Annotated in this window: 25 protein-coding genes; 15 read left to right on the plus strand and 10 right to left on the minus strand. The window is 59.4% G+C overall.

The genetic code is table 11. The features are described from left to right. Positions 1 to 3 precede the first annotated feature (3 nt). The 8 genes from CS919_RS06030 (at position 4) to CS919_RS06065 (ending at position 10,178) form a co-directional block, all read left to right on the plus strand. Positions 4 to 2,250 (plus strand): ribonuclease J, encoded by a 2,247-nt coding sequence (locus CS919_RS06030; protein ID WP_099298604.1) that lies wholly within the window; start codon positions 4 to 6, stop codon positions 2,248 to 2,250. 18 nt (positions 2,251 to 2,268) lie between these two features. Beyond that, positions 2,269 to 2,958 carry a TIGR03085 family metal-binding protein gene (locus tag CS919_RS06035; RefSeq protein WP_099298605.1) on the plus strand — a complete coding sequence of 230 codons (690 nt, stop codon included), beginning with the start codon at positions 2,269 to 2,271 and terminating at the stop codon, positions 2,956 to 2,958. Between the two features lie 97 nt (positions 2,959 to 3,055). Then, on the plus strand, positions 3,056 to 6,145 hold the full coding sequence (locus CS919_RS06040) for an FtsK/SpoIIIE family DNA translocase (protein WP_099298606.1): 3,090 nt from the start codon (positions 3,056 to 3,058) through the stop codon (positions 6,143 to 6,145). Between the two features lie 292 nt (positions 6,146 to 6,437). After that, on the plus strand, positions 6,438 to 7,472 hold the full coding sequence (locus CS919_RS06045) for a TerC family protein (RefSeq protein ID WP_099298607.1): 1,035 nt from the start codon (positions 6,438 to 6,440) through the stop codon (positions 7,470 to 7,472). Positions 7,473 to 7,587: 115 nt separating this feature from the next. Beyond that, on the plus strand, positions 7,588 to 8,196 hold the full coding sequence (pgsA, locus tag CS919_RS06050) for a CDP-diacylglycerol--glycerol-3-phosphate 3-phosphatidyltransferase (RefSeq protein ID WP_234990850.1): 609 nt from the start codon (positions 7,588 to 7,590) through the stop codon (positions 8,194 to 8,196). A gap of 14 nt (positions 8,197 to 8,210) precedes the next feature. Beyond that, the gene (locus CS919_RS06055) at positions 8,211 to 8,774 is read left to right on the plus strand and encodes a CinA family protein (RefSeq protein WP_099298608.1); all 564 of its coding nucleotides are present in this window, start codon (positions 8,211 to 8,213) and stop codon (positions 8,772 to 8,774) included. 43 nt (positions 8,775 to 8,817) lie between these two features. Next, positions 8,818 to 9,222, plus strand: coding sequence for a helix-turn-helix domain-containing protein (locus CS919_RS06060; protein WP_099298609.1), 405 nt, complete (start codon positions 8,818 to 8,820; stop codon positions 9,220 to 9,222). 104 nt (positions 9,223 to 9,326) lie between these two features. Beyond that, positions 9,327 to 10,178 (plus strand): PspA/IM30 family protein, encoded by an 852-nt coding sequence (locus tag CS919_RS06065; protein ID WP_099298610.1) that lies wholly within the window; start codon positions 9,327 to 9,329, stop codon positions 10,176 to 10,178. Between the two features lie 56 nt (positions 10,179 to 10,234). On the opposite strand, the gene CS919_RS06070 is transcribed toward CS919_RS06065, so the two are convergent. The 3 genes from CS919_RS06070 to CS919_RS06080 are packed head-to-tail and all read right to left on the minus strand — an operon-like array spanning position 10,235 to position 12,159. Continuing rightward, positions 10,235 to 10,867, minus strand: coding sequence for an energy-coupling factor transporter transmembrane component T family protein (locus tag CS919_RS06070; RefSeq protein ID WP_099298611.1), 633 nt, complete (start codon positions 10,865 to 10,867; stop codon positions 10,235 to 10,237). Then, entirely contained in the window at positions 10,851 to 11,537 is a 687-nt protein-coding gene (locus CS919_RS06075; protein ID WP_099298612.1) for an energy-coupling factor ABC transporter ATP-binding protein, read from the minus strand. Before CS919_RS06075 ends, CS919_RS06070 begins: the two co-directional genes overlap by 17 nt. Then, entirely contained in the window at positions 11,524 to 12,159 is a 636-nt protein-coding gene (locus CS919_RS06080) for a biotin transporter BioY (RefSeq protein ID WP_099298821.1), read from the minus strand. The genes CS919_RS06075 and CS919_RS06080 overlap by 14 nt, the downstream gene beginning before the upstream one ends. Before the next feature lie 99 nt (positions 12,160 to 12,258). Between CS919_RS06080 and CS919_RS06085 the strand changes: the two genes are divergently transcribed. From CS919_RS06085 to recX, 3 genes are all read left to right on the plus strand, one after another. Beyond that, entirely contained in the window at positions 12,259 to 12,465 is a 207-nt protein-coding gene (locus CS919_RS06085) for a DUF3046 domain-containing protein (RefSeq protein ID WP_099298613.1), read from the plus strand. Between the two features lie 206 nt (positions 12,466 to 12,671). Then, positions 12,672 to 13,802 (plus strand): recombinase RecA, encoded by a 1,131-nt coding sequence (gene recA, locus CS919_RS06090; RefSeq protein WP_099298614.1) that lies wholly within the window; start codon positions 12,672 to 12,674, stop codon positions 13,800 to 13,802. Beyond that, complete coding sequence (recX, locus tag CS919_RS06095) at positions 13,786 to 14,388, plus strand: recombination regulator RecX (protein WP_099298615.1); 603 nt, start codon at positions 13,786 to 13,788, stop codon at positions 14,386 to 14,388. The genes recA and recX overlap by 17 nt, the downstream gene beginning before the upstream one ends. Before the next feature lie 25 nt (positions 14,389 to 14,413). Here recX and CS919_RS06100 read toward each other — a convergent pair whose 3' ends face one another. The 5 genes from CS919_RS06100 to CS919_RS06120 are packed head-to-tail and all read right to left on the minus strand — an operon-like array spanning position 14,414 to position 18,148. Then, positions 14,414 to 14,860: a DUF6918 family protein gene (locus CS919_RS06100; RefSeq protein ID WP_099298616.1), complete on the minus strand. Its 447-nt coding sequence runs from the start codon at positions 14,858 to 14,860 to the stop codon at positions 14,414 to 14,416. 14 nt (positions 14,861 to 14,874) lie between these two features. Next, the gene (locus tag CS919_RS06105; protein WP_099298617.1) at positions 14,875 to 15,813 is read right to left on the minus strand and encodes an amino acid ABC transporter permease; all 939 of its coding nucleotides are present in this window, start codon (positions 15,811 to 15,813) and stop codon (positions 14,875 to 14,877) included. Continuing rightward, a complete protein-coding gene (locus tag CS919_RS06110) occupies positions 15,813 to 16,499 on the minus strand; it encodes an amino acid ABC transporter permease (protein ID WP_099298618.1) in 687 nt (228 codons plus the stop codon). The genes CS919_RS06105 and CS919_RS06110 overlap by 1 nt, the downstream gene beginning before the upstream one ends. Before the next feature lie 18 nt (positions 16,500 to 16,517). After that, positions 16,518 to 17,387, minus strand: a complete 870-nt coding sequence (locus tag CS919_RS06115) for a glutamate ABC transporter substrate-binding protein (protein ID WP_099298619.1) — start codon at positions 17,385 to 17,387, stop codon at positions 16,518 to 16,520. Between the two features lie 32 nt (positions 17,388 to 17,419). Further along, complete coding sequence (locus CS919_RS06120; protein WP_099298822.1) at positions 17,420 to 18,148, minus strand: amino acid ABC transporter ATP-binding protein; 729 nt, start codon at positions 18,146 to 18,148, stop codon at positions 17,420 to 17,422. Between the two features lie 130 nt (positions 18,149 to 18,278). On the opposite strand from CS919_RS06120, the gene miaB reads away from it, so the two are divergent. Continuing rightward, positions 18,279 to 19,892 (plus strand): tRNA (N6-isopentenyl adenosine(37)-C2)-methylthiotransferase MiaB, encoded by a 1,614-nt coding sequence (gene miaB, locus CS919_RS06125; protein WP_099298823.1) that lies wholly within the window; start codon positions 18,279 to 18,281, stop codon positions 19,890 to 19,892. Continuing rightward, complete coding sequence (locus CS919_RS06130) at positions 19,885 to 20,613, plus strand: Rv2732c family membrane protein (protein WP_228073683.1); 729 nt, start codon at positions 19,885 to 19,887, stop codon at positions 20,611 to 20,613. Before miaB ends, CS919_RS06130 begins: the two co-directional genes overlap by 8 nt. Before the next feature lie 19 nt (positions 20,614 to 20,632). On the opposite strand, the gene CS919_RS06135 is transcribed toward CS919_RS06130, so the two are convergent. Further along, positions 20,633 to 21,991 carry a DUF349 domain-containing protein gene (locus CS919_RS06135; RefSeq protein ID WP_099298620.1) on the minus strand — a complete coding sequence of 453 codons (1,359 nt, stop codon included), beginning with the start codon at positions 21,989 to 21,991 and terminating at the stop codon, positions 20,633 to 20,635. Between the two features lie 180 nt (positions 21,992 to 22,171). Between CS919_RS06135 and miaA the strand changes: the two genes are divergently transcribed. Together miaA and dapF are read left to right on the plus strand one after the other, a co-directional pair. After that, positions 22,172 to 23,104 (plus strand): tRNA (adenosine(37)-N6)-dimethylallyltransferase MiaA, encoded by a 933-nt coding sequence (miaA, locus tag CS919_RS06140; RefSeq protein ID WP_099298621.1) that lies wholly within the window; start codon positions 22,172 to 22,174, stop codon positions 23,102 to 23,104. Positions 23,105 to 23,109: 5 nt separating this feature from the next. After that, the gene (dapF, locus tag CS919_RS06145) at positions 23,110 to 24,003 is read left to right on the plus strand and encodes a diaminopimelate epimerase (protein ID WP_099298622.1); all 894 of its coding nucleotides are present in this window, start codon (positions 23,110 to 23,112) and stop codon (positions 24,001 to 24,003) included. A 13-nt stretch (positions 24,004 to 24,016) separates the two neighbouring features. On the opposite strand, the gene CS919_RS06150 is transcribed toward dapF, so the two are convergent. Continuing rightward, complete coding sequence (locus tag CS919_RS06150) at positions 24,017 to 24,817, minus strand: hypothetical protein (protein WP_099298623.1); 801 nt, start codon at positions 24,815 to 24,817, stop codon at positions 24,017 to 24,019.

Consider the following 24,817-nt stretch of genomic DNA (forward strand, 5'->3'; position numbering starts at 1 on the left):
AATATGACTGAACAGCGTTCCCGGGGCCGCAAGGTGACCCGGAAGGCAGCTCCGCCAAGCGCGGAAACTGCCGCTAACTCGGAAGCGACGAATATCGATGCCGTATCTCAGGCCTCCGCAGCCAACGAGGCTGTAGCAACCACCTTTAACGACGGTGGATCAGCACGCGCTGCCGCTGAGCAGCCTGCTAACGACCAGTCCGGCAACGACGGAAACGACTCCAACGAGGGTGGTGACGATAACAACCAGGGTGGTAACCGTGGTCGTTCTCGCCGCTCCCGTGGCCGGGGCCGCAATGGTGGCAACAACGGTGGCGGTAACAACGGCGGCAACGGTGGAGACAACAACGGCTCCAACCGCAACAACAACCGTGGCGGAAACAACAACCGTGATGGCGGCCGTGGAAACGGTGGCAACAACAACGGCGGAAACAACCGGGGTGGTCGCGGACGTGGAGGCAACAACAACGGCGGCGATCGTCGTAAGGGCGGACTCAAGGCCATGCAGGGCATGGACCTGACCCAGCGCCTGCCATCGCCTCCAAAGGCACCGCAGAACGGTCTGCGCATCGTGGCCCTGGGCGGTATCTCCGAGATCGGTCGCAACATGACCGTCTTCGAGTACAACAACCGCTTGCTCATCATCGACTGTGGTGTGTTGTTCCCCAGCTCCGACGAGCCTGGCGTGGACCTGATCCTGCCTGATTTCTCCTACCTGGAGGACAAGTGGGATCGCGTGGAGGCCTTGGTTGTCACCCACGGCCACGAGGATCACATCGGCGCTATCCCTTGGCTGCTCAAGCAGCGTTCGGACATTCCGATCATTGCCTCTCGCTTCACCTGCGCGCTGATTGCTGCCAAGACCCAGGAACACCGTCAGCGTCCGAAGCTGATCGAGGTGGACGAGAACTCCCACGAGAACCGCGGACCGTTCGATATCCGTTTCTTCGCTGTGAACCACTCCATCCCGGAGTGCTTGGGCATCGCGTTGAAGACTGGCGCTGGCCTGGTTGTTCACACCGGCGATATCAAGCTGGATCAGACTCCACTGGACAACCGTCCGACGGATCTGCCTGCACTGTCTCGCTTCGGCGATGAGGGCATCGATCTGTTCCTGTGTGATTCCACTAACGCCACCACCCCTGGCGTGTCCGGATCCGAGGCAGACATTGCTCCGACGCTGAAGCGCATCGTGGGCGAGGCCAAGCAGCGCGTGATCTTGGCATCCTTCGCCTCTAACGTCTCCCGCGTGCAGTCCGCAGTGGACGCCGCCGTGGCCGCTGGTCGTAAGGTGGCCTTCAACGGTCGCTCGATGATCCGCAACATGGAGATCGCGGAGCGCATGGGCTACCTGAATGCACCGCGCGGAACCATCGTCTCTATGGATGATGCCTCCCGCATGGCTCCGCACAAGGTCATGCTCATCACTACGGGTACGCAGGGCGAGCCAATGGCAGCGCTGTCCCGCATGGCACGTCGCGAGCACCGACAGATCACTGTCAGGGCTGGAGACTTGATTATCCTCTCGTCCTCCCTGGTTCCAGGTAACGAAGAGGCCGTGTTTGGCGTCATCAACAACCTGTCCCAGATCGGCGCGACCGTGATCACCGGCCGCGATGCCAAGGTGCACACCTCTGGCCACGGTTACTCCGGCGAGCTGTTGTTCTTGTACAACGCTGCCCGTCCGCGCAATGCGATGCCAGTCCACGGCGAGTGGCGTCACCTGCGCGCTAACCGCGATCTGGCCATCAGCACCGGCGTTAATGGCGATAACATCCCCATCGCGCAAAACGGTGTGTTCGTGGACCTGGTCAACGGTCATGCGAAGGTCGTTGGTCAGATGACCGTGGGTAACCTCTACGTCGATGGCTCTCGTATGGGCGATATCGATACCGAGGTCCTCGAGGACCGCACCGCGATGGCCGAGGGTGGCCTGGTGTCCATCACCGTGGTCATCGACAACCGCACTGGTCGCCCGCTGGAAGCACCATCCGTGCAGACCAAGGGCTTCTCGGATGATGCGCGCGACATGATGCGCGAGATCACCGAGCTGGTGGACAACATCATGATGGACCTTGCTGGTGAGGGTGAGAATGATCCTTACCGCATGGCTCAGGCGCTGCGTCGTCGCGTGGGGAAGCTGATTTCCGATAAGTGGAAGCGCAAGCCGTTCATCGTTCCAACTGTGGTTCCGATGACCAGCGAGATCGTGGAAGAGCTGGACGAGGAAGACACTCAGCCAGCTCAGTAAGCGGTTAGGCTGGGTTGCATGACTTCCGCATCCCAGTCCAATTCGGCCCGTTCAGAGTCTTTCGCTCGTCAAGAGCGCGAGGCTCTGGCGGGTCTTTTGCTGTCCCAGGGCCCTTCTGCCCCCACGCTGTGTGAGGGTTGGCAGACCCGTGATATGGCCGTTCACCTCTACCTTCGCGAGCATCGTCCGGACGCGGCCGCCGGCATGTTCCTTCCTCCCGTCAAGAGTCACTTGGAATGCGTGACCAGCACCTTGGAGAAGCGCCCCTATGAGGAGCTAGTGGAGGGTTTCCGTCAGGGTCCTCCGAAGTGGAACCCCATTCGCTTCGCGGATTCCTTCGTGAATCTTTCCGAAAACTTCATTCACCACGAGGATGTGCGCCGTGGGGGAGGGGAGCGGGTTGCTCCTCGAGAGCTGCCTGCCGAGATGCGTGCCGAGTTGTGGCGTGTGGTGCAGCAGGCCTCGCGGGTCATGGTGCGCGCCGACGGTGTCCAGGTAGTTTTTGAGGCAGTCGACGCCAACCCTGACAGTTCCGCTGCATCCCCAGAGCGTCACATTTGTGGTGCCAAACAGGGCGATGAGGTGCGAATCTCTGGGCCTGTTGGCGAGCTGCTGCTGTGGGTATTCGGCAGGGAAGACGCTGCCGAAGTGGAGATCTCCGAGGATAAGCCAGGCGCGCAGAAGCGCATCTCTCGGCGCAGCATCTAGGCCTGGGAGAGCAAAATCCCACGGATGTAAGTAGTTTCTCCGTCGGGGCGCGTGTTGCGACTGTTACTGATGTGATTAGTGCGACTAGAGTGGAGGCATGACTGTGTCTAGCCGTTCGCGATCCCGCACGACCAGCCGCCCCAGTGGTTCCCATGGTTCCCAGAACCGTCGGAAGTCCCAAGGCGGTCATAACTCGTCTGCGCGTCCGGCCCCACGTCGACAATCTCCGGGCAGCTTCCACGCTGGATCGGACTACGAGAGGACCGGAAGCGCCTTCGGTGCTGTGGGCAGTTCTTTAGGATCTGTGTTTTCCGGAGCGGCTCGCGGCATCGGCGGATTGACGCGCAAGGCGGCTTCCAGCGGATTCCGCGAAGATAATGACTTCGTGGATAACCCAGACGCTCCTACTGAAGTCTTTGACACAGATATGGATACTGAGGATGCCGAAGGCTACTCCTACCGTGAGGTAGGCGGAGGCCATGATGGTGCAGCACTGGGACTGTTCGCACTGGCTATCATCTTGGGAAGCACGCTGTGGTTCAACGTGGGCGGAGCCGTGGGTAACGGCATCGCGAGCGTTCTGCAGTTCTTCATTGGTGCTGGCTCTCTGCTGGTTCCCGTCCTGCTGTTGTTCGGCGCCTGGATCCTCATGGTCGGCGTATGGACCACTCAACGATCCCCGCTGCGCTTGTGGTTGGGATCGATCCTGATCGTGGTATCCACGTTGGGAATCATCCATATCTTCGCCGGCACACCAACTGGCTCGGAAGGCAAGGCCGCCGCCGGTGGCCTCGTGGGCCAGCTGGTTGGCAGCCCCATGGCCGTGGGCTTCACGCCGTACCTGGCGGTACCGCTGTTGCTGCTAGCGGTAGTGTACGGAGCCCTGCAGCTGACGGGACTGACCATTGCGCAGGTGTGGGGAGAGGTCACCGGATGGCTCGGACTGCGCCGAGACTATTCCGAGGATGACGATGCTGACGTAGATGATCGTTATAGCGATGTGGATGCCGAACTGGAGCAGTCCATCGAGGACGATCGCGCGCCTCGACGAACCCGCGGTGCGCCTGCATCCGCGCGGCCGTCCCGTGCGCGAACCGCGCCCACCCCAATGGACAACTATCCGGTGGAACCAGCAGACCAGACCCAAGTGCTGGACACCTCTGCAGGACGTGCAGGCCGTGCTGGTGTGGCAGCCTCAGCTGATGCGGAGACCGCTGCACCTCGCAGTCGCAGGAGCACGCGCGCCAAGGTGGGAAAGTCCGCGCCGCTGGATGACGCGGCGGAGCTGCTCGAAGATGACGAACCGGCAGCAACTCCTGTAGCGGCCGCCTCTTCTGCTCCTGCGCCAGCGAAGAAGAAGGCAGTGGACAACAAGCCCGCAGCCAAGGCCGCAGCGAAGGATCCCGTGGACGATTCCCGCGAGGCCATGCGGCAAGCGATCATCGCCCGTTCCGGCATCGATGCTTCGGCCGTTCCCGCCTCTACTCCGAAGTCAGAGGTGGAACAGGCAGGAGCTGGCGTCGGAAACGAAGACACCACGGCACGAGACCCGGAGACGGATTACAACCTGCCGTCCACGGACCTGTTGGTTCCCGGTGAAGCACCGAAGACGCGCTCCGAGGCAAACGATCTGATGATCGAGGCGATCACGGACGTCTTCGAAGAGTTCAATATCGATGCCACCGTCACCGGCTTTTCTCGTGGCCCTACAGTGACTCGCTACGAGATCGCGCTGGGACCGGGCGTGAAGGTCTCCAAGATCACCAACTTGCAGTCCAACCTGGCCTACGCTGCGGCTACGGACAACGTGCGTCTGCTGACCCCAATACCTGGCAAGTCCGCAGTGGGCATCGAGGTGCCGAACTCGGACCGTGAAATGGTGCGCCTGGGCGATGTGCTGAGCGCTCCCAAGGTGGTCGGCGATCACGACCCAATGCTGGTGGGCCTGGGCAAGGACATCGAAGGCGACTTTGTGGCGCACTCGATCCAGAAGATGCCGCACCTGTTGGTGGCTGGTTCCACGGGCTCCGGTAAGTCCGCGTTCGTCAACTCGCTGCTGGTCAGCATCCTGACGCGCGCCACTCCGGAGGAAGTCCGCATGATCCTGGTGGACCCGAAGATGGTGGAGCTGACGCCCTACGAGGGCATTCCACACCTGATCACGCCGATCATCACCCAGCCGAAGAAGGCAGCGGCCGCGCTGACGTGGCTGGTGGAAGAGATGGAACAGCGCTACATGGACATGAAGAGCTGCCGTGTGCGCCACATCAAGGACTTCAACCGCAAGGTCAAGTCTGGCGAGATCACCACTCCGTTGGGCAGCGAGCGCGAGTACCGTCCGTACCCCTACATCGTGTGTGTGGTCGACGAGCTGGCCGATCTGATGATGACTGCTCCGCGTGAGATTGAGGATGCGATTGTGCGCATCACGCAGAAGGCTCGTGCGGCGGGTATTCACCTGGTCCTGGCCACGCAGCGTCCGTCTGTGGACGTGGTCACTGGTTTGATTAAGACCAACGTTCCGTCCCGCTTGGCCTTTGCCACGTCCTCGCTGACGGATTCCCGCGTGATCTTGGATCAGGCTGGTGCGGAGAAGTTGATCGGCATGGGCGATGGCCTGTTCATTCCACAGGGTGCGGGCAAGCCGCGGCGTATTCAGGGCGCCTTCGTCACCGATGAAGAAGTTCAGGCCGTGGTGGATGCTGCCAAGGATCAGGCGGACCCGAACTACACCGAAGGTGTCACCGAGAACAAGGCTGCCGAGGCGAAGAAGGACATCGACGCCGATATCGGCAACGACCTCGAAGACCTCATCCAGGCCGTGGAGTTGGTTGTCGCCAGCCAGTTCGGTTCTACCTCCATGCTGCAGCGCAAGCTCCGCATCGGTTTCGCCAAGGCAGGTCGCTTGATGGACTTGATGGAAACCCGCGGAGTAGTGGGCCCGTCCGAGGGTTCCAAGGCCCGCGAGGTGCTGGTTAAGCCGGATGAGTTGGAGACCATCATTTGGATGATCAAGGGTGCCAATCCGGAGGATGCTCCTAAGGACGTGGATCTGGATGGCGATGAACCCGGTTCGGAAGGGGATGAGGATGGTGTTATTTCCGACGCCAACTCAGACCAGGCCTCCGGCTCCGGTCATGATTCTCCACGGGTGGTCTCTGCCCGCCCGACCACCGGTTCCTTCTAGGAGAACTAGATCTCAGGATCTTTCCCCTCGGCGCCGATAGCGCCTCGGTGCCGAGTATTGATTTGGGAATACGGGAATAAGTACATTGCCGTGTACAGTTGTAGGCAATGGAGGGGAGTACCCCGATTCCACGACATCGGCCGTCAACACGGTCACCTCAGCTTCGGCTGGCGGTACTCGGTCATGTCGGCTGTCATGCCCAGCAGCGACAAAAGCTGAAAATATGCTGGCGCACACAGTGGGGGAGACCTCCGGTCCTTTTTGAACGCTTTGAGACCGGAGGTCTTTTTTCATGGAAGTAAATGCTTTGACGTGGACTATCACCATTGTGGTGGTCGCTGGCTTTTTCATTTTCGATTTCTACTCGCACGTAAAAACCCCGCATGACCCTTCGATGAAGGAGTCCGCAGGCTGGTCCATCTTCTATATCGCCTTGGCGTGCGTGTTCGGCGGTTTCCTGTGGCTGACCTGGGGTGAGCCCGGCAATCCACATCAGCATGGCATCGAGTTCTTCACCGGCTATGTGACGGAGAAGGCACTGAGCGTGGACAATTTGTTCATTTTCGCGCTCATTTTGGGTGCCTTTAAGATTCCGCGTCAGTACCAGCAAAAGGTGCTGTTGATCGGTATCGCCATCGCATTGGCTATGCGATTGCTGTTCATCCTGCTGGGCGCTGCAGTTATTTCGGCCTGGTCCGACGTGTTCTACTTGTTCGCGATCTTCCTGCTGTGGACTGCAGCGAAGTTGCTGTGGGATGAGGTGGCAGACAAGGAAGAGACTGACCCCAATGACATGCCGATCATCAAACTGATCCGCAAGGTCATTCCTGTGAAGGGAGAAACTCACGGCGACGCACTGTGGTTTAAGGAAAATGGCAAGCGCGTCCTGACTCCGCTGTTTGTTGCCCTGGTGGCCATCGGTTTTGTGGATCTGCTGTTTGCGCTGGATTCCATTCCAGCTATTTACGGCATTACCCAAGAGCCATACATCGTGTTTACCACCAATGCCTTCGCATTGCTGGGTCTGCGCCAGCTCTACTTCTTGCTGGACGGACTGTTGGACAAGCTGGTGTACCTGTCCTATGGCCTGTCTCTGATCCTGGGCTTTATCGGTATCAAGCTGTTGCTGCACGCCCTGCATGAAAACAATCTTCCGTTCATCAATGGTGGCGAGAGTATTGCGGTGCCAGAGGTGCCGGTGGAGATGTCCTTGCTGGTGATCGTGGGCATTTTGGTTATCACCACGGTGGCTTCGCTGACCATTGGTAAGAAGCGGGCGGAAAAGGCTTCCGCAGAAGAGTCGAAAGCTGGCGCGGCTTCCGAGTAAAACTCACACCTGTACGCGGCGAGTTGTTCGGTAGACTACGAGTTCGCACTAGAGTCGTAAATAGACATTCACCGCACCGTCTCGCGCACGAGGGAATAGGACACACTTCACACTCATGACTAGGCAGACAGCGCACCAGGTTGAGCGCTCGGCGTTCGGACGTCTGGTGTACAGCATGAGTTTGCCCAACGTGTTGACCACCGTGCGCATCCTTTTGATCCCGGTGTTCCTGTGGCTGATCCTGTCCAGTGGCGGTTGGGAAGACGGAGGCTCCGCACTGAGCTCTCGGTGGTGGGCGCTTCTCACGTTCATCCTGCTGATGTTCACCGATCAGCTAGACGGCTTTTTAGCCCGTAAGTACGAGGTCGTTACGGACTTCGGCAAACTGGCAGATCCCATCGCGGATAAGGCGCTGATGATCTCCGCTCTGGTCAGCCTGAATATCTTGGCCGATCTGTGGTGGTGGGTCACGGTGGTCATCGTGGTCCGCGAACTGGGAATTACTGCCTGGCGAATGGTTTTGGCTCGCCAGGGACAAGTGGTTCCAGCCTCCAAGGGAGGAAAGCTGAAAACTGTACTGCAGACACTGGCAGTGACTCTCTATATCCTTCCCATGGAAGGCCCCATGGAATGGGTTGCTCATGGCGTAATGGCGGCCGCGGTGATCGTTACCGTTGTCTCCGGTGTGCAGTATCTCTTAGACAGTCGCAAACAACAGGCTTAAGTGCTGGTTGCCTGATGGTCTCTACGTCTTTGAATGAGCTGGTTGACGAGACATCTCGGCTGTCCCGTGCGGTGATCGAACGATGCAGGCAAGAAGGTTTGACTCTTGCCACTGCTGAATCGCTAACGGCAGGCCTGTGTGCTGCATCGTTGGCCAGCGTGCCTGGAGCCTCGAACGTCTTGCGCGGCGGGCTCGTGGTTTATGCCACGGACCTCAAGCATTCTTTGGCGGACGTGAATGCGGAACTTCTTAGTCAACAGGGACCCATTGATCCCGACGTAGCTGAACTATTGGCGAGTGGCGCAGCGCAGCGCTGCACAGCGGATGTAGGCATTGGACTAACGGGAGTGGCAGGCCCGGATCCCCAGGATGGTCATCCCGTGGGGGAGGTTTACGTTGGGTGGTCGGTCAGGGGCTTGGCGTCGGCACAAAGAATGCCCCGACCACCGTTCCTTGAGCACGCTAGCTCAACCACAGGGGACCCAACGGAGGCGGAGATTTCGCACCAGCGGGCGATGATTCGGCAGCTAGCGGTCAATTTTGCGCTCTCGGGGTTGCTCGAGCGTCTGAAAGGTTAGGATTGCGGGAACAAAACCGCGCGATTATCCGTTGGGATGTGTGATGACACAACAAACGATGGTGAGGGAAGACAATTCGGTAGCCGTAGGCACCGAATCGCGGAACGAGCACGCCAACGTGCCGTCAGCGCTGCACGTTCCGGACAACGAACCACTGCTGCGCGAGGCATTGGGTGCCACGATGAAGGAGTTCCGTTCGCAGAGTGGATTTACTCTGCGGGAGCTGGCCAAGATGGCAAACATCAGCCCCGGCTACCTGTCCGAGCTAGAGCGCGGGCGCAAGGAAGTGTCCTCGGAGCTGCTCGCGAGCGTCTGCCACGCGATGGGAGTATCCGTGGCCTCCGTGATCCTGGAAGCCGCGGACATGATGGCGCTGGATGCCGCTGCCGCACAGCTGGCCGCCTCGATGAACAGCCAGCCTGCCGTGCCTGAAGCTGCACGGAACTAGCCCGTGTGCGTGGCTTGTCACTGGTAGAATCAAGCCCGATCTACAACAATCACTAGAGTGTGCGGCGGCTTGTCCGGATGCACCCTGTTTAAGGAGTTCTCGCAATGGCTAATCCATTCACTAAGGGATGGAAGTACCTTATGGCTTTGTTCGATAGCAAGATCGAAGAGAACGCGGATCCCAAGATCCAGATTGAGCAGGCCATTCAGGAAGCACAGCGCCAGCACCGTGCACTGTCACAGCAAGCAGCAGCCGTGATCGGTAACCAGCGCCAGCTGGAGATGAAGCTCGACCGCCAACTGCAGGATATCGAAAGCCTGCAGGCTCGTACCAAGAACGCACTGCAGCTGGCTGACGATGCTCGCGCCAACGGCGATAACCAGAAGGCTTCGGAGTATGAAAATGCCGCCGAGGCTTTCGCCGCACAACTGGTCACCGCCGAGCAGTCCGTTGAAGACTTGAAGGTTATGCATGACCAAGCTCTGCAGACCGCCGCACAGGCTCGCCAGGCCGTAGAGCGCAACGCGATGCAGCTGCAGCAGAAGACCACCGAGCGCACCAAGCTGCTGAGCCAGTTGGAGCAGGCAAAGATGCAGGAGCGCGTGGCGGACACCCTGCAGTCCATGGACTCTCTGACCAATAACGGCGGTCCTTCCCTGGACCAGGTTCGGGAGAAGATCGAGTCTCGGTACGCTAACGCGTTGGGTCAGGCGGAACTGGCGCAGAACTCCGTACAGGGCCGGATGATGGAAGTGGAGCAGGCAAGCGTCAAGCTGGCCGGACACTCCCGCTTGGAGCAGATTCGGGCAGAGATGGGCGGCGGAGCAAACGCTGGCCAGAACCAGGTGCAGGGCGGACAGAATCAGCAGGCCATCTCCGGTGGACAACCTGCCGCAGGCAACCTGGCTAACGATGCCGTGGCAGAGCGCATGCGCCAGCTGCGAGGAGAGTCCTAGAACTTTTCACGCGTTCCGGCCGGGCTGCGGTTGAGAATTTCGCGGAAAGTGCAGACTTAGTCGCCCACACCTCGGCTGATCAATGCATCACCGACTGCTTTGGCCCGCAGGAGCGAACGGACAATCACTGGCACACCGAAAGCCAGTGGAGATCCAGACACCCCGCGGGCCTTACGCGCGTCGAGGACTTCATTCACCAGATCCCACTGGAGTGGGATCAACCGCATGGTCAGGGACAGCGCCAGTGTCACGCTGTCTACCGGAAAGCCAAATCTCTCTAATGGACGCAGTCCGCGTTCCAAGGAGTCCAACATGTCCGAAACCCGCGTGGTCAGCGTCAGAAGTATCGCCAGTGCTACCGCTGCGTAAAGCACCAGAAAACGATGGGCCGCCACCGCAAAACCCACCCTCCACCACAGCAATCCGCAAAGAATAAGCAGCACGGGAAGGGGAGTCCTGAGGTTCAACAAGGCAGCGCGCCAGGGGATCCGTGCGACGGCGTACAAGACAAGCGTTAGAACCAAGACCAACCCGGCAACCGGGATCGAGGTCACAAATAGAGCCGTGAGCAGGAGAACCAAGATCACCGCCAGAGCCTTAGCGCCAGCGGGTAGATGATGAATCGGACTGTCCGCCGGGATATACGTGCTCCGGGTCAGACGTGGGCCGCGCTTAGAACTGAGAAACATACCGATCGATCACCTCACCAGGACTGCTCTGCAGGCTATCGTCCACCACGCGGCCAGAAGCAAGGCAGATCACGCGGTCAGCATCACGTACCAAATCTAGATCGTGCGTCAAGATGATCATCTGCTGGGGCAGTTCTGTGAACATGCGCTGCACACGCATTCGATTCCCCAGATCCAGCAACGTGGTGGGCTCATCGGCCACAATGAGCGCAGGGTTTAAGACGGTGATGGCGGCGAGCGCCAGCAGTTGCTTTTCACCTCCGGAGAGCAGGTGAGGGGACTGATCCTCGTGCCCGTCCAATCCCACTGAGGCCAGGGCCTCCTGGACTCTCTGCGCCTTTTGTTGGCGGGAGAGTTTCTGCTTCCGTAGGGAAAACGCGATGTCTTCGGCGACGGTAGGCATGACTATCTGACTGTCGGCGTCGGAAAAAATGAACCCGACCCGCTTACGCACCTCACGGGCACGGTGAGCGAGATCTACACCATCGACCGTGACTCGGCCTGCAGACGCCAGCGTCAGGCCGTTGATGAGGCGCGCCAGCGTGGACTTTCCCGAGCCGTTGGCACCGATGATCCCCACGCGGTGTTCAGTAATGCGTAGGTCGGTGGGATGTAGAATCGTGGAATCCGGAGCGGCGACGGAAGCTCCGGTGAACTCAACGACGGACACTGCGGCTCACTGGAAGCAAGTGGGGCACAGCCTTGACCACAGCTGTGACGATGCCAGCGGCCGCGACGATCTTCAGGAGATCGCCTGGAACGAACGGCAGGTTGGTGGCCATGGCGGCAGGAAGATCGAGATTGAGACGAAGCATGAGGCCGATGGTGCCGCAGGCGTACTGCACCAACACACCGGCCAGGCCGGCTAGAACGAACAGGGCGAAGCGCGTTGCGCCGGCGCCGGTGCGAGCTTGCATGGGAGCCAGCTGAGCGATGGCACCCACCACAAAGGCAGAGATTAGGTAGCCCACGATGTAGCCCACCTTGGGTCCGGCTAGTGCACTGATGGTGGGTGTCCAACCGGAAAGATTTGGCACGCCCAAGAGTCCCACGCCGAGAAACAGTGCGGTGGTCAGCCCGCCACGCCACATGCCCAGAAGCATCGATGCCAGCAAGATTCCCATGTTCTGCAAAACGATGGGCACGCCCGCAGAGCCCACGGGGATTGCTATCGCGCCGAGAACGATGATGAGCGCGGCGAAGGTGGCGATATAGGCAATGTCGGTGGCCGTGTGCGTGCGTGGGGATGCGGTCTGGTTAGTTGGCTGTGTGGCAGCTGAGGTTTCGTGCATGCGGATCATCTTAAACCCTGGCCTTAAACACCGTTCAATTGTGGGCGTATTGGGTGCGGAATGGCGCGGTACGTCCGAAGGTTTGTAAGGTCGGGGACCATGCGACGTGCAGAATTTGATCGGCTGGTAGAAGGTGAGTTTGGCGGATCCTTTGGTTCTTGGATCGCCGATATGCACGTCTTGGAGGGCTTTGGGGAGAGTTCCTCGACCCTTATCGAACAGGGAGTCGAGCTACGCGACATTTGGCTGGCCTTGTGTCACGATTTCGATGTGCCTGCGGAAAGGCGGTTGGGGGAGGATCTTTGACTTCTTTTTCGACGCAAGCAATCAGTGGCTTCCGCTATGACCAGACGCGCCGAAGAAATATATATCGAACACTCGTTCCTATAGTGTAGGCTGATGTCTCGGATATAGCGTAGAACTTTCTAAGAACCTTCGCGGTGCTCCCGTGGTCTAACGTGAGCATGAGTGAACAGGGTAACGCTAAAGAAACCAACAAGGAGCTGACAAGCATGCCACCGAAGAAGAAGAGCACCGGCGCACCTACCGGAGACCGATCCAAGGCACTTGATCTGGCAATGGCTCAGATCGAAAAGGACTTCGGCAAGGGCGCCATCATGCGTTTGGGCGATGACAAGCGCCCGCCCATTAGCGCGATTCCTTCGGGCAATATCGCCATTAACGTGGCACTGGGCATCGGCGGATTTCCCCGTGGGCGCGTAGTGGAGATTTATGGTCCGGAGTCTTCGGGTAAGACGACCGTGGCACTCCATGCGATCGCACAGGCCCAGCGTGGCGGTGGCATTGCTGCGTTTATCGACGCCGAGCACGCCCTGGATCCGGAATATGCCAAGGCTTTGGGCGTAGATACGGACGCACTGTTGGTCTCTCAGCCGGACACGGGTGAGCAGGCATTGGAGATTGCAGACATGCTGGTGCGCTCTGGTGCCATCGACGTGGTGGTCATCGACTCCGTGGCAGCACTGACTCCTAAGGCAGAAATCGACGGCGACATGGGTGATTCCCACGTTGGTCTACAAGCACGTCTGATGAGCCAGGCGCTGCGCAAGATGACCGGCGCGCTGCACCAAACAGGTACTACCGCCATCTTCATTAACCAGTTGCGTGAAAAGATCGGCGTGATGTTCGGTTCTCCGGAGACCACTACCGGTGGTAAGGCATTGAAGTTCTATGCTTCTGTGCGTTGCGATATTCGCCGTATTCAGGCTCTTAAGGACGGCACGGATGTGGTGGGTAACCGCACCCGCATCAAGGTGGTCAAGAATAAGGTGTCTCCACCGTTTAAGATCGCTGAGTTCGACATCCTCTACGGTGAAGGCATCTCTCGCGAGGGCTCAATCATCGACCTCGGCGTGGATGCAGGAATCATTAAGAAGTCCGGTGCGTGGTTTACCTATGAGGGAGACCAGCTGGGACAGGGCAAGGAGAAGGCCCGTGAGTTCCTCAAGCAGAACCCGGATCTCGCGGAAACTCTGGAGGATCGCATCATGCAGGTTCTCAAGGTAGGTCCGTACGCAAACCAAAAGGATGACGTAAGTCCTCTCGAGGGCGAGGATGCACTGGATCCAGACGATCAACCGATCAACCTGTCTCCAAACTTCGACGATGATGACGAGGAATAGCCAGCAGAAGAAGCTCGATGCCTTAAGAGGGGCCTTGCAACAGTGGGAGGCCGGCGAGGTGCCACCACTGATTGATTCAGAGGCGGAAAAGGCGCTGGCTCCTGTGAAAGCCAAGGCAGTCCGCTTGCTTAATCACCGAGACCGCTCCGCTGAAGAGCTGCGCGGACGGCTGCTCGATGCGGAGTTTGACTCAGAGCTAGTCGATCAAGTGGTGCAGCGCTGTATAGAAAACGGGATGATTGACGATTCCCGGTTTGCCGCAGAGTGGGTGCGCCAGCGGCATCTCAACCAAATGAAGTCTCCCGCAGTGCTGCGCCGCGAACTGCAGCGCAAAGGAGTGCAAGCCTCGCTCATTGAGGATGCACTCCAAGACATCACGTGGGATGACCAGCGGGACATCATTGATCAGCTAGTGACGAAGAAAGCCGGAAGCATTAAAAATCCCCCGGCGGATCGAGCTGAGTATGAAAAATGCCTGCGGCGCATAGTCGGCGTGCCCGCCCGTCGGGGGTTTCCCGAAGGAGCGTGCATCGCCGCCGCACGGCAGGCATTAGACCAGCGGATCGCAGAGATCCAAGGCGACTAGCAATCTTGCCAACTGCGCGAGTTAGCTAGCCCTCCACGTGCTTGGCCAGCGTGTCGCCAATTTCGGGAACGGTCTTCTCCACGATCTTGGCTACCTTGCCGCGAATGGGCGAGTAGACCTTATTGATCGTGGGATTGTTCACCTTCCCCGCCTGGCGGTCAGCAGTCTCCAGAAGAATGGAGCTGACCTGCTCCTTGCGGGCGTCGAGAAATTCTCCGAAAGAACCAGAACGATCGCCGCCGGCGTACTCGTCCCAAAAAGGCTCCAGGTCGGAAGCTAATTCGGGAAGAAGCCCGCGCATGGCCTTTTCCGGCAACCCACTGTCCACCTTCTTGCCAGCCTTGTACGCGCCTTGGACAAGCTTTCCGGAAATTCCGGACTGCGCATCTACAGTGCGTTCGGTCAGGGACACCAAGTCAGCTACCACAGCGTCCTTGTGTGCACCCGTGAGTTGTTCCTTGAAACTAGCCAATGCGGTCAGCGCTCCTATTCGTACGTACTTCGGAGGTCTCGGTGAGACCGGTCATGCCAATCCACATTAGCCTGATCCTTGGTCTCGATGCCCTGACCCTTTTGTACCGGAACCTTAGCCACAATGTTCTTGCGCGCACGACCAGCACGCAGCTGACGCTCCATACGCTCAGCCAAGCGACTCAAGGTGTAGTTCAGCAGGATCATGATCACAGCCACCACAATCATCGCGGTGAAGTAGTTGCGGAACCAGGACGCGGACTGCAAGCCCGAACGGACGATCTCCACGTAGCCAATGAGGTAACCCAACGCAGAATCCTTCAGTGCGATGACCATCTGCGAGATCAAAGCAGGCAGCATCGCAGCCACAGCCTGCGGCAGCAAAATGCGCATCATCGTCTGAGTCCGGGAGAGTCCCAATGCCTTAGCAGCTTCTTCCTGACCAGAAGGTAGGGACAGGATTCCCGAACGCAGAATCTCCGCGATCACCGACCCGTTGTACATGGTCAGGCCAAACACTACTGCGGCAAAAGCCAGATGCTTCGTGGGAACCATGCCGTAAATGGCAAAGACCTGGTAGGCGAAGATCATCAGCAAAAGCACGGGGATAGAGCGGAAGAATTCCACGATCACGCCGCACACGCCACGGATCAGAGCGTTTTCGGACAGGCGACCGATGCCCAATACCGCACCGATAAGCAGCGCAAGCAGGATGGAGACCACAGCCGCCTTCACCGTTCCCCACAGGCCAGGCAGGATGTAGGTGGTCCACATATTGCCTTCGAGGAACGGCGTCCACCTACCGGCCTCGAACTGACCGTTGGCGTAAAGAATCCGGCCTGCCCACAGAAGCACAGCAGCGATGACCACCACTGTGGCTGCGGTGAGAATACGGTTGAAACGAATGCCCTTGGGACCGGGCGCGTCATATAAAACAGTAGCGCGAGTAGACATTAGCGCTTCACCGCCAATCGCTTGCCTGCTGCGCCGAAGATGAGCCCGGTCGGCAGCGTGAGAATGATGAAGCCCAAAGCGATGATGCCGAAGATCACGAAGACCTGGTCGGCATAGTCCTCCACCGTGGCCTTCATGAGCAGGCTGGCTTCCGCCACACCGATGACCGAGGCGATTGTGGTGTTCTTCGTCAGCGCGATCAACGTGTTGCCCAAAGGAACGATCGCGCCGCGGAAAGCCTGCGGGAAAATGATGTGCCGGAAGTTCTGCATGAACGTCAAGCCCAAAGAGCGGGCCGCTTCGGCCTGTCCAAAAGGCACGGTGTTGATGCCGGAGCGTAGGGACTCGGCCACGAAAGACGAAGTGTAGATAACAAAGGCCAACACCGCGAGGTTGAAGTTATTCTGCGTGGTGAAGTTTGGCCCTTCTGGCGCCAGAGTGATGTCTAGGTTCACGTACAAACCCAGTGATGCGAACAGCACGATCAACGTCAGAGGCGTGTTACGCGTGGTGTTGATGTAGAAGGTCGCGATAGTACGCAAGATTGCGACGGGGGAGACGCGCATCGCCGTCAAGATGGTGCCCAAGATCATGGATCCCAGTGCGGACCAGAAAGTCAGCTTGATGGTGGTCCAGAAAGCGGGCAGCAGTTCGGGGCCCATTTCTGCCCATAGTTCTGCATTCATTGTTCTTGTGCCTCCTTCCTAACTATTCACGAAGGAGAGGTCACCGATGTCCGGCTTGGCGCCAGGCTGAATGGCATCTCCCAGGTTGTTTTTGATGATTCGTTCGTACTCGCCGGAATCGTGCATTTCATTGAGTGCTTCGTTGATCAGTTCCACGGCCTCTGGCTGGCCCTTTGCCAGGCCGATGCCGTAGTTTTCATTGGTCCAATAGGAGCCGTCCGGCTTCTTCAGTTCCACCACGCGCATCTCGCCGGGGTACTGCTCAGCGAATCCCGCGAGGATCGTGGCATCTGTGGTCATGGCATCGACCTTCCCGCGGGACAGTGCTTCCACGCAGGCGGAGTACGTATCGAACTCTTGAAGCTGAACTTCAGGCAGCGCTGCCTTGACCTTTTGCGCCGGGGTAGAGCCGGTCACAGAACAGAGCTTGGTTTCTGCATCCATGTCTTCGAGCCCCTGGATCTTGTCGCCGGAGCGAACCAACAGGGCCTGGTGGGTCAGCAAGTAGGGACCACCAAAGTCCACGGAATTCAGGCGGGACTTGCTGATGGAATAGGTGGCGGTGCTCATGTCGACCTCGCCGTTGTTGATCAGCGTTTCACGCTGCGAAGATGGGGTTTCCCGCCAGCTCATCTCGGGGACGGCCCATCCCTTTTTGTCCGCGATGTAGTTGATCACATAGCGGGAGACGTCCGTGTCCACGCCCTGGAAGGTCTTTTCCGGAGTGCGTACACCGAGGCCGGGTTGGTCGAACTTGGTGCCGAGGATCACTCGGCCGGATTCAATGGAGCTCAGCAGACTGCGTGCTTCATTAGCGCCGCAGGCTGCCAGGGCAACCATACTGAGGGCCACAACCACCGCGGCGGTGAGGCGTCGAATATATGTCATGGTGTTTTGCTCAATCTCGCTGAGTGCGGCGATTAGTGGTCGAGGATCTTGGCCAGGAAGTCCTTGGCGCGGTCGGATTCCGGATTGGCGAAGAAGTTTTCCGGAGTGGTGTCTTCCTCGATCGCGCCGTCCGCCATGAACAGCACGCGCTTGGCGACCTTGCGGGCAAAGCCCATCTCGTGGGTCACGCAGACCATGGTCATGCCGGAGCGGGCCAGGTCAGCCATCACTTCCAGCACTTCGTTGATCATTTCCGGATCCAGCGCGGAGGTGGGCTCATCGAACAGCATCACCTTGGGATCCATCGCCAGCGCGCGGGCGATGGCTACGCGCTGTTGCTGGCCACCGGAGAGCTGCGCCGGGTACTTCTCCGCTTGAGCAGCAATACCCACGCGTTCCAGCAGCTCCATCGCGCGCTTCTTGGCCTGTGCCTTAGATTGGTTGCGTACCTTCATGGGCGCCAGCGTGACGTTGTCCAGAATGGTCATGTGGCTGAACAAATTGAAGGACTGAAAAACCATGCCTACGTCTGCGCGTAGCTTGGCTAGATCCTTGCCTTCTTCTGGGAGTAATTCTCCATTGATATGGATCTCGCCGGAATCGATTGTCTCGAGACGATTAATGGTGCGGCACAGGGTGGATTTTCCGGAACCAGAGGGGCCAAGCAGGACAACCACTTGACCTGCAGGAACGCTGAGGTTGATGTCGCGGAGGGCGTGATATTCGCCGAAGTGCTTGTTCACATCCCGCAAGCTGATCATTGCGGTTTTAGTTTGCGTGTCTGACATAAAGGAAGATTACCGTGACCTAGGTTACATCCACGTTAACTTTTCAAAAATGGCCAGTTTCTTATGGGCACGGTGGTGAGTAGGATCAGACCCCGTGACGCACATGATTTCTCCCTCTCGCCCTGATGACTCCCGCACGTACGAGGTCCGTACCTTCGGCTGTCAGATGAACGTGCACGATTCCGAGCGCCTGTCTGGATTACTCGAAGATTCTGGTTATCAGCCGGTTCCAAATGGCGAGACCCCGGATGTGGTGGTGTTCAACACCTGTGCAGTTCGTGAGAATGCGGACAATCGTCTATACGGAACGCTCGGCATGATGAAGGGGGTTAAGGATTCGCACCCCGGCATGCAGATTGCCGTGGGTGGCTGCATGGCGCAGAAGGACAAGCAGGTTGTGGTGGAGAAGGCCCCGTGGGTGGATGTGGTCTTTGGCACGCATAACTTGGGTAGTTTGCCCACGTTGCTGCAGCGGGCTGCGCACAATGAGGAAGCTCAGGTGGAGATCGCCGATTCCTTGGAGCAGTTCCCCTCCGTTTTGCCGGCCAAGCGCGAGTCCGCCTATGCGGGCTGGGTCTCCGTGTCCGTGGGTTGCAATAACACCTGCACGTTCTGCATCGTTCCCTCGCTGCGTGGCAAGGAGCAGGACCGTCGCCCCGGCGATATTTTGGCGGAGGTCTCCGCATTGGTGGAGCAGGGTGTCTCCGAGGTGACGTTGTTGGGCCAGAACGTGAACGCCTACGGCGTTAATTTTTCCGACGCCGACCTGGAGCGGGACCGCGGTGCCTTCGCCAAGCTTTTGCGTGCCTGCGGTGAGGTCGAGGGCTTGGAGCGCGTGCGCTTCACGAGCCCGCACCCTGCTGAGTTCACGGACGACGTGATTGAGGCGATGGCGGAGACCCCGGCCGTGTGCCCGCAACTGCACATGCCGTTGCAGTCTGGTTCGGACAAGGTCCTCAAGGACATGAAGCGCTCGTATCGCTCGAAGAAGTTCTTGGGCATTTTGGACAAGGTGCGCGAGCAGATTCCTCACGCGGCCATCACCACGGACATTATAGTGGGCTTCCCGGGAGAGACCGAGGAAGATTTCCAAGCGACGTTGGATGTGGTGGAGAAGGCTCGCTTTGCCTCTGCTTTCACCTTTCAGTATTCGCCGCGCCCGGGCACTCCGGCGGCGGAGATGGACGAGCAGATCCCTAAGGCAGTGGTACAGGAGCGCTACGAGCGCTTGGTGGAGCTGCAAGATCGCATCATGAAGGAAGACAACCTGCAGCTGGTGGGCAGTGTCCAGGAATTGCTGGTGCAGGATCAAGGTGGACGGAAGAACGACCGCACACACCGCATCTCCGGTCGCGCCCGCGATGGCAGACTCGTCCACTTCATGCCCGCGTGGGCGCCGCAGGCACAGGAGACCGGCGCTCACGCTAACCCCGATCAGGCGAAACTGCTTTCGGAAAGCATCCGGCCCGGGGATATCGTGGAGGTGGAAGTCACCGATGCCGCCCCATACTTCCTCATCGCGGATTCCGGAGTGTTGAGCCATAGGACGACGAAGGCCGGTGACAACTGGGCAGCAGGCCAGGTTCCCACCACTGCGCCGGTTGGCGTCGGACTGGGACTTCCCACACTGCGCACGACGAACAAGAACCTGTTGAACATCGAGACCGCCGCGGCGGCCAGCGGATGCGGATCAGAAGGATGTGGTTGCGATGCCTAAACCAGAGCAGTCAGAACAGAAGCAGCCAGCCCCACACACGACTTCCCCTAACGACCCTCGCGCCGATAAGGCACGCGAGACGCTGGATCAGCACGTGAAGAAGTCCGGAGGGGACCTTGCCACGGCAGAGCGCAGGGCCGGACGCGAAGTGGACTACGGACCCGCGCTCATTCCCATGGCGTTGGGAATGTTTGCGGTACTGATGAGCTACTTCTTGCCCCATTCCGGGCAAGTGTTTGGCTTCGACGTTCTGCTGTACACGCCTAAGGCGGAGGGCTTCGATACGACCATGCCGGAGAGGATCTACTCCTGGCTGGCACTGATCGGCGGAGTGCTGCTCACCGTGGGCACCATCGTGAGCCGCAGTTGGTTGGTCGCCTGGTTCAACTGGGCTTTCGCCGGCGTGGGCTGGTGGTACAGCGTATTCGCCATCTGGATGGGGCAGACTCGACCGGTGACCTCAACCGGCGAGCCGCCGAGCTATGGACTCATCATTGGTGCCGTGGGCATGACGATTGTCTTTTTGACCATGACCTTCGTGCTCTTCCGCCGCAATCCGTTGCAGAAGGCGCTAGCTAACCTGCGCCGCGAGATGGCGCACGAAAACGAGGAATCCCGGATGGCGCAACAGCGACTGCGCACGGGACTCATGGAGCGGGTTAGTACGGATGAGATCGTGGACGACCGTCGCGCACGGGCCCGCGCCCGCCGCAATAACTAGAGGTTAGTCAGGGCTTGTATTAGCCCTGGGTGGCGTTCGCCGCAGCGTCCGCCCATTCCTGCCACTGTGCCGCCTGCTCTCGGAGCTGGGCGGCTTTGTTCGGATTGCCTTTAGCCTCAGCAGCTTCGGCCTCGGCGACGAACTGATCCACCTTCGCTTGGAACTGCGCCACGCGGGCTAGTGCCTCTGGGTCGGTGCGTCGCCACTGCTCGTCGGCAGCGTCGGACACGCGCTGTTCCAACTCGCCGATCTTCTGCTCGAACTCGCGAATGCGGGCACGCGGCACAAAGCCGATCTCTTCCCACTTGTCCTGCAACTCTCGCAGCAGCTGGCGGGCCTTGTCGATGCCCTGGCTCGGGTCGATCAGGGCGCCGTACTCATCCAGCAGCTTCTGCTTGGCGTCCGCATTGCCCGCAAACTCGTCATCCTTCTTCGCCGCATCGGCCTTTTTCGCGTCGAAGAACTTGTCCTGCGCAGCACGGAAGCGATCCCATAGCTGGTCGTCTGCCTCCTTGGTAGCGCGGCCCGCTGCCTTCCACTCCTGCATCAGTGACTTGTATGCCTGAGTCGTCTCGCCCCAATCGGTGGAGTCTTGCATCGCCTCAGCGCGCTCCACGATGTCTTCCTTCTTCTGCTTTGCCAGTCCGCGGTTGCGATCCAACTCGGAAAAGTGAGCGCCTCGGCGTCGAGAAAAAGCATCCCGACCAGCCGAATACCGCTTCCACAACGCATCGTCGGTGGCCCGATCCACGCCACGAATCGTTTTCCACTCGGCTAGGATCTCCCGCAGGCGATCGCCGGCCGCCTTCCATTCGGTGGAGTTCTCGCCGATCTCTTCGGCCTCGGTGGCCAGGGCTTTCTTTCGTTCGACGCCACGCTTCCGGCGCTCCTGCTTCTCTCGATCAGCCTGCTGCTCGGCCTCTTCGGACTGCTCAGCGAACGCAGCGAGGCGCTTATCCAGGGCCGGAAGATCACCAATCACGGTTGCCGTGGGAAGGGATTCGCGCAGGGCCGCAGCATCCTTGCGCAGCTTCTGGGCCTCGTCGGGGTGGGACTTCAGGCGAGCTTCCAGCAGGGAGACCTCGGTAGCAAGATCCTCGTAGCGGTTGATGAAGTGCTGCAAGCCTTCCTCGGGAGTGCCGGCGTGGAACTGGCCAATCTGGCGCTCGGCTCCGTCTACTCCCATGACCCAGGCGGTGCCATCTGCATCGACCCTGCCGCAATCTGCTGGGCGCTTGGTTGGCACGGAAGGAGTCGCACTGACGGGGGACTGCACCGCTGGCTTGCCGCTGTTCGTCGCACCGGGGCGAGGGCCGGGCTTGGCGCCTGGCTTTGGACCTGGCTTGGGTGCGGACGAAGGATTAGTGGGGGCGTTCATCTGTCGGTGCTCCTTCAGGAGAGGAAGTGGGTTACCGCGCGACGCGGTTGCGAAAGCTGGTGCCCTAGTAAAAGGGGCCATTGCGCAATTATGACAGAGCGGGCGGATCGCTGGACTGTATTGCTTCGAAATCGCTGGTGAAGCGCAGTGACGAGAGGAAGGTGACTTACACTGAGGAGTATGTCTGAACAACGCGGGAGGTCCACCATTCGGCCCATCGCCATCGTGGGACCCACCGGGTCGGGGAAGTCCGCGGCCTCCGTAGCGGTGGCAAAGTCCAGTGATGGCGAGATCGTGAACATCGACTCGATGCAGCTGTACGCGGGCATGGACATTGGCACGGCCAAGCTCACCGAAGCAGAGCGTGAAGGTATTCCACACCACTTGTTGGACATCTGGGATGTCACGCAACCGGCCAGCGTTGCGGAGTACGGCAACCTCGCGGTGCGGCAAGTAGAAGGAATTATGTCTCGTGGGAAGCGCCCAGTGCTGGTGGGTGGTTCGATGATGTACGTGCAGTCCGTGGTGGACGAGTGGGACTTCCCGCCCACGGATCCGGAGGTGCGCGCCCGGTGGGAGCGCGAGCTGGAGCGAGTGGGGGTGGAAGCGCTTCATACTCATCTGGCCACCGTGGACCCGGAGGCCGCAGGCATTATTGAGTCTCGGGATCCACGGCGTACTGTCCGCGCCCTCGAGGTCATTGAGCTGACCGGTAGGCCCTTTGCTGCGTCACAGCCGCCGAAGGATCGGCCGGCACGGTGGAATTGCCGCATCATTGGCTTGCACGCACCGGCGGAGTGGTTGGATCCTCGACTGAAAGTGCGTGTGCAGCAGATGTTCGAGGCGGGTCTGGTGGACGAGGTGCGCCAGCTGCAAGCTCAAGGATTGCGCCGAGATTCCACCGCAGGGCAGGCGATTGGGTACTCGCAGGTACTGGATTATCTGGCGGGGGAGATGAGTTTAGAAGAGGCTATCGAGGCAACCTACCTAGGGACGCGCCGCTATGCGCGTAGGCAACGTAGCTGGTTCAAGCGCGATCCGCGCATCCAGTGGGTGGACGCATGGGAGCCAGACGCAGTCCAACGGGTGTTGGAACTGGCGGATGTAAGCTAGCGGACATGTCTGATTCCCACACGCTCGCCCCAGTTTCACAGTCGTTTATCAAGGCTCATGGCACGGAAAATGACTTCGTGGTGCTCTTAGATCCGCAGGCACGTTTTGAGCTTACGGACGATGTAGTGCGTGCTCTGGCTGACCGTCGGGCAGGAATTGGCGGCGATGGCGTGATCCGCGTGGCCACGGCGACAACGTTGATGGAGCAGGGTGTGTTGCGGGCGCTGCCCGCGGACTGCCGTGAAGATGAGTGGTTCATGGACTACCGTAATGCCGATGGTTCGATTGCGGAGATGTGTGGCAACGGCGTGCGCGTATTTGCGCACGTCCTGGTGGCTGAAGGCTTGGTTGAACTTGATGATGCCGGCACATTTGGAATCGGCACCCGGGCAGGGCGTAAGGAGGTGACTGTTCACGAAAGCACCGAGCGGCACGCCGTGGTGTCCGTGCAGATGGGGGAGCCAGAGGTGATGGGGCTTTCTACCGTTCAAGTCTCTGGCGAGCGCTTTGCCGGACTAGCCGTGGACATGGGTAACCCCCACCTGGCCGCTGTGGTTCCGCAATTAACCGCCGAGGCATTGGAGGAGCTGCCCATCGATCAGCCCGTGACGTGGGATTCCGATTTCTTCCCACAGGGTGTGAACCTAGAGGTAGTTACCCCGCTTGATTCCCATGGAGCTGTGCACATGCGCGTGCATGAGCGCGGCGTGGGAGAGACGCGATCCTGTGGAACCGGAACAGTCGCTGCCGCAGTGGCAGCATTGGCCGATTCTGGCGCCGTGACCGGCACTGTTCTCGTAAACGTTCCTGGTGGGCAGGTAGAAGTGACGGTGGGCGAGGGCACTTCAGTTCTCAAGGGGCCATCGGAGATTGTGGCTCGCGGCACCTTGGTGGGCTAATGCCCCTTGGGGCTTAGTGACCGCCACATCCGCAGTTACCGGAGCCACAACCGCCGCCCGTGGAACACGAGGACGCCTCGATTGTGCTGCACGTGAATTGAACGGTGCCCGCCAGGATGAGGGTTCCTAGAGCCTTGGTGTGTCCCACGGCATCCACCTCCGCTTCCAAGGCATCAGCGGGCAGAACCACAGAGAAGTCAAACGGAGTATGCACGGAGGCCACCCAGAATTTCTGCCCAGTGAGCTCGGAGACGTGCAGGGCAATATCACTGGTTTCCACCGCGATCCGAGCTGCAGCGTGAGGAGCAGTGGAACCACTGTTGATCTCGGCTAATCCTGAAGAATCAACGGTGCCGACCCTGTCCCCGCCATCCGCAGCAAACTCGGATGCATTGGCGTAAATCTTCACGTCGGTAGCTAGAGCCGCAATGTTCATTGGTTGGTATTCCAGTGGCTCGGCCTCCGCGAGCATCGGGCCTTGAGCTACCGTCGCCGTGACCGAGGCAATCGTGGGAGCCTGCCGGCCGGAGACCTGCAGGAATGGAGAGTCCTCCACCACGTCGATCACGCCGATGATGTCATTAACCATGCTCAAGTGGGCTGATGCCTGAGGGCCGCCCACGTAGCTGGCAAAAGACCCATACGGAGGTGCAGTCAGGATGACGAGCCGAGAGCCGGAAGGGTCGTCAAACTGCAACACCTGTCCATCGTGAATCTCACCCGTTACGCTGAGCTGACCGGTGGAATAAGCGGCTTCTAAAGCATCCTGCCACCGGGGGAAATCAAGGCCAACGCTGCGCAGTTCTGGAATCAT

Origin of the sequence: Corynebacterium dentalis (assembly GCF_900232865.1) — a bacterium.
GTDB lineage: Bacteria > Actinomycetota > Actinomycetes > Mycobacteriales > Mycobacteriaceae > Corynebacterium > Corynebacterium dentalis.

Bases quoted from the DNA above. Each gene is read 5' to 3' on its own strand.
- CS919_RS06030 (WP_099298604.1), top strand. From the start codon at position 4: ATGACTGAACAGCGTTCCCGGGGCCGCAAGGTGACCCGGAAGGCAGCT.
- CS919_RS06035 (WP_099298605.1), top strand. From the start codon at position 2,269: ATGACTTCCGCATCCCAGTCCAATTCGGCCCGTTCAGAGTCTTTCGCT.
- CS919_RS06040 (WP_099298606.1), top strand. From the start codon at position 3,056: ATGACTGTGTCTAGCCGTTCGCGATCCCGCACGACCAGCCGCCCCAGT.
- CS919_RS06045 (WP_099298607.1), top strand. From the start codon at position 6,438: ATGGAAGTAAATGCTTTGACGTGGACTATCACCATTGTGGTGGTCGCT.
- pgsA (WP_234990850.1), top strand. From the start codon at position 7,588: ATGACTAGGCAGACAGCGCACCAGGTTGAGCGCTCGGCGTTCGGACGT.
- CS919_RS06055 (WP_099298608.1), top strand. From the start codon at position 8,211: ATGGTCTCTACGTCTTTGAATGAGCTGGTTGACGAGACATCTCGGCTG.
- CS919_RS06060 (WP_099298609.1), top strand. From the start codon at position 8,818: ATGACACAACAAACGATGGTGAGGGAAGACAATTCGGTAGCCGTAGGC.
- CS919_RS06065 (WP_099298610.1), top strand. From the start codon at position 9,327: ATGGCTAATCCATTCACTAAGGGATGGAAGTACCTTATGGCTTTGTTC.
- CS919_RS06070 (WP_099298611.1), bottom strand. From the start codon at position 10,867: ATGTTTCTCAGTTCTAAGCGCGGCCCACGTCTGACCCGGAGCACGTAT.
- CS919_RS06080 (WP_099298821.1), bottom strand. From the start codon at position 12,159: ATGCACGAAACCTCAGCTGCCACACAGCCAACTAACCAGACCGCATCC.
- CS919_RS06085 (WP_099298613.1), top strand. From the start codon at position 12,259: ATGCGACGTGCAGAATTTGATCGGCTGGTAGAAGGTGAGTTTGGCGGA.
- recA (WP_099298614.1), top strand. From the start codon at position 12,672: ATGCCACCGAAGAAGAAGAGCACCGGCGCACCTACCGGAGACCGATCC.
- recX (WP_099298615.1), top strand. From the start codon at position 13,786: ATGATGACGAGGAATAGCCAGCAGAAGAAGCTCGATGCCTTAAGAGGG.
- CS919_RS06105 (WP_099298617.1), bottom strand. From the start codon at position 15,813: ATGTCTACTCGCGCTACTGTTTTATATGACGCGCCCGGTCCCAAGGGC.
- CS919_RS06110 (WP_099298618.1), bottom strand. From the start codon at position 16,499: ATGAATGCAGAACTATGGGCAGAAATGGGCCCCGAACTGCTGCCCGCT.
- CS919_RS06115 (WP_099298619.1), bottom strand. From the start codon at position 17,387: ATGACATATATTCGACGCCTCACCGCCGCGGTGGTTGTGGCCCTCAGT.
- CS919_RS06120 (WP_099298822.1), bottom strand. From the start codon at position 18,148: ATGATCAGCTTGCGGGATGTGAACAAGCACTTCGGCGAATATCACGCC.
- miaB (WP_099298823.1), top strand. From the start codon at position 18,279: ATGATTTCTCCCTCTCGCCCTGATGACTCCCGCACGTACGAGGTCCGT.
- CS919_RS06130 (WP_228073683.1), top strand. From the start codon at position 19,885: ATGCCTAAACCAGAGCAGTCAGAACAGAAGCAGCCAGCCCCACACACG.
- CS919_RS06135 (WP_099298620.1), bottom strand. From the start codon at position 21,991: ATGAACGCCCCCACTAATCCTTCGTCCGCACCCAAGCCAGGTCCAAAG.
- miaA (WP_099298621.1), top strand. From the start codon at position 22,172: ATGTCTGAACAACGCGGGAGGTCCACCATTCGGCCCATCGCCATCGTG.
- dapF (WP_099298622.1), top strand. From the start codon at position 23,110: ATGTCTGATTCCCACACGCTCGCCCCAGTTTCACAGTCGTTTATCAAG.
- CS919_RS06150 (WP_099298623.1), bottom strand. From the start codon at position 24,817: ATGATTCCAGAACTGCGCAGCGTTGGCCTTGATTTCCCCCGGTGGCAG.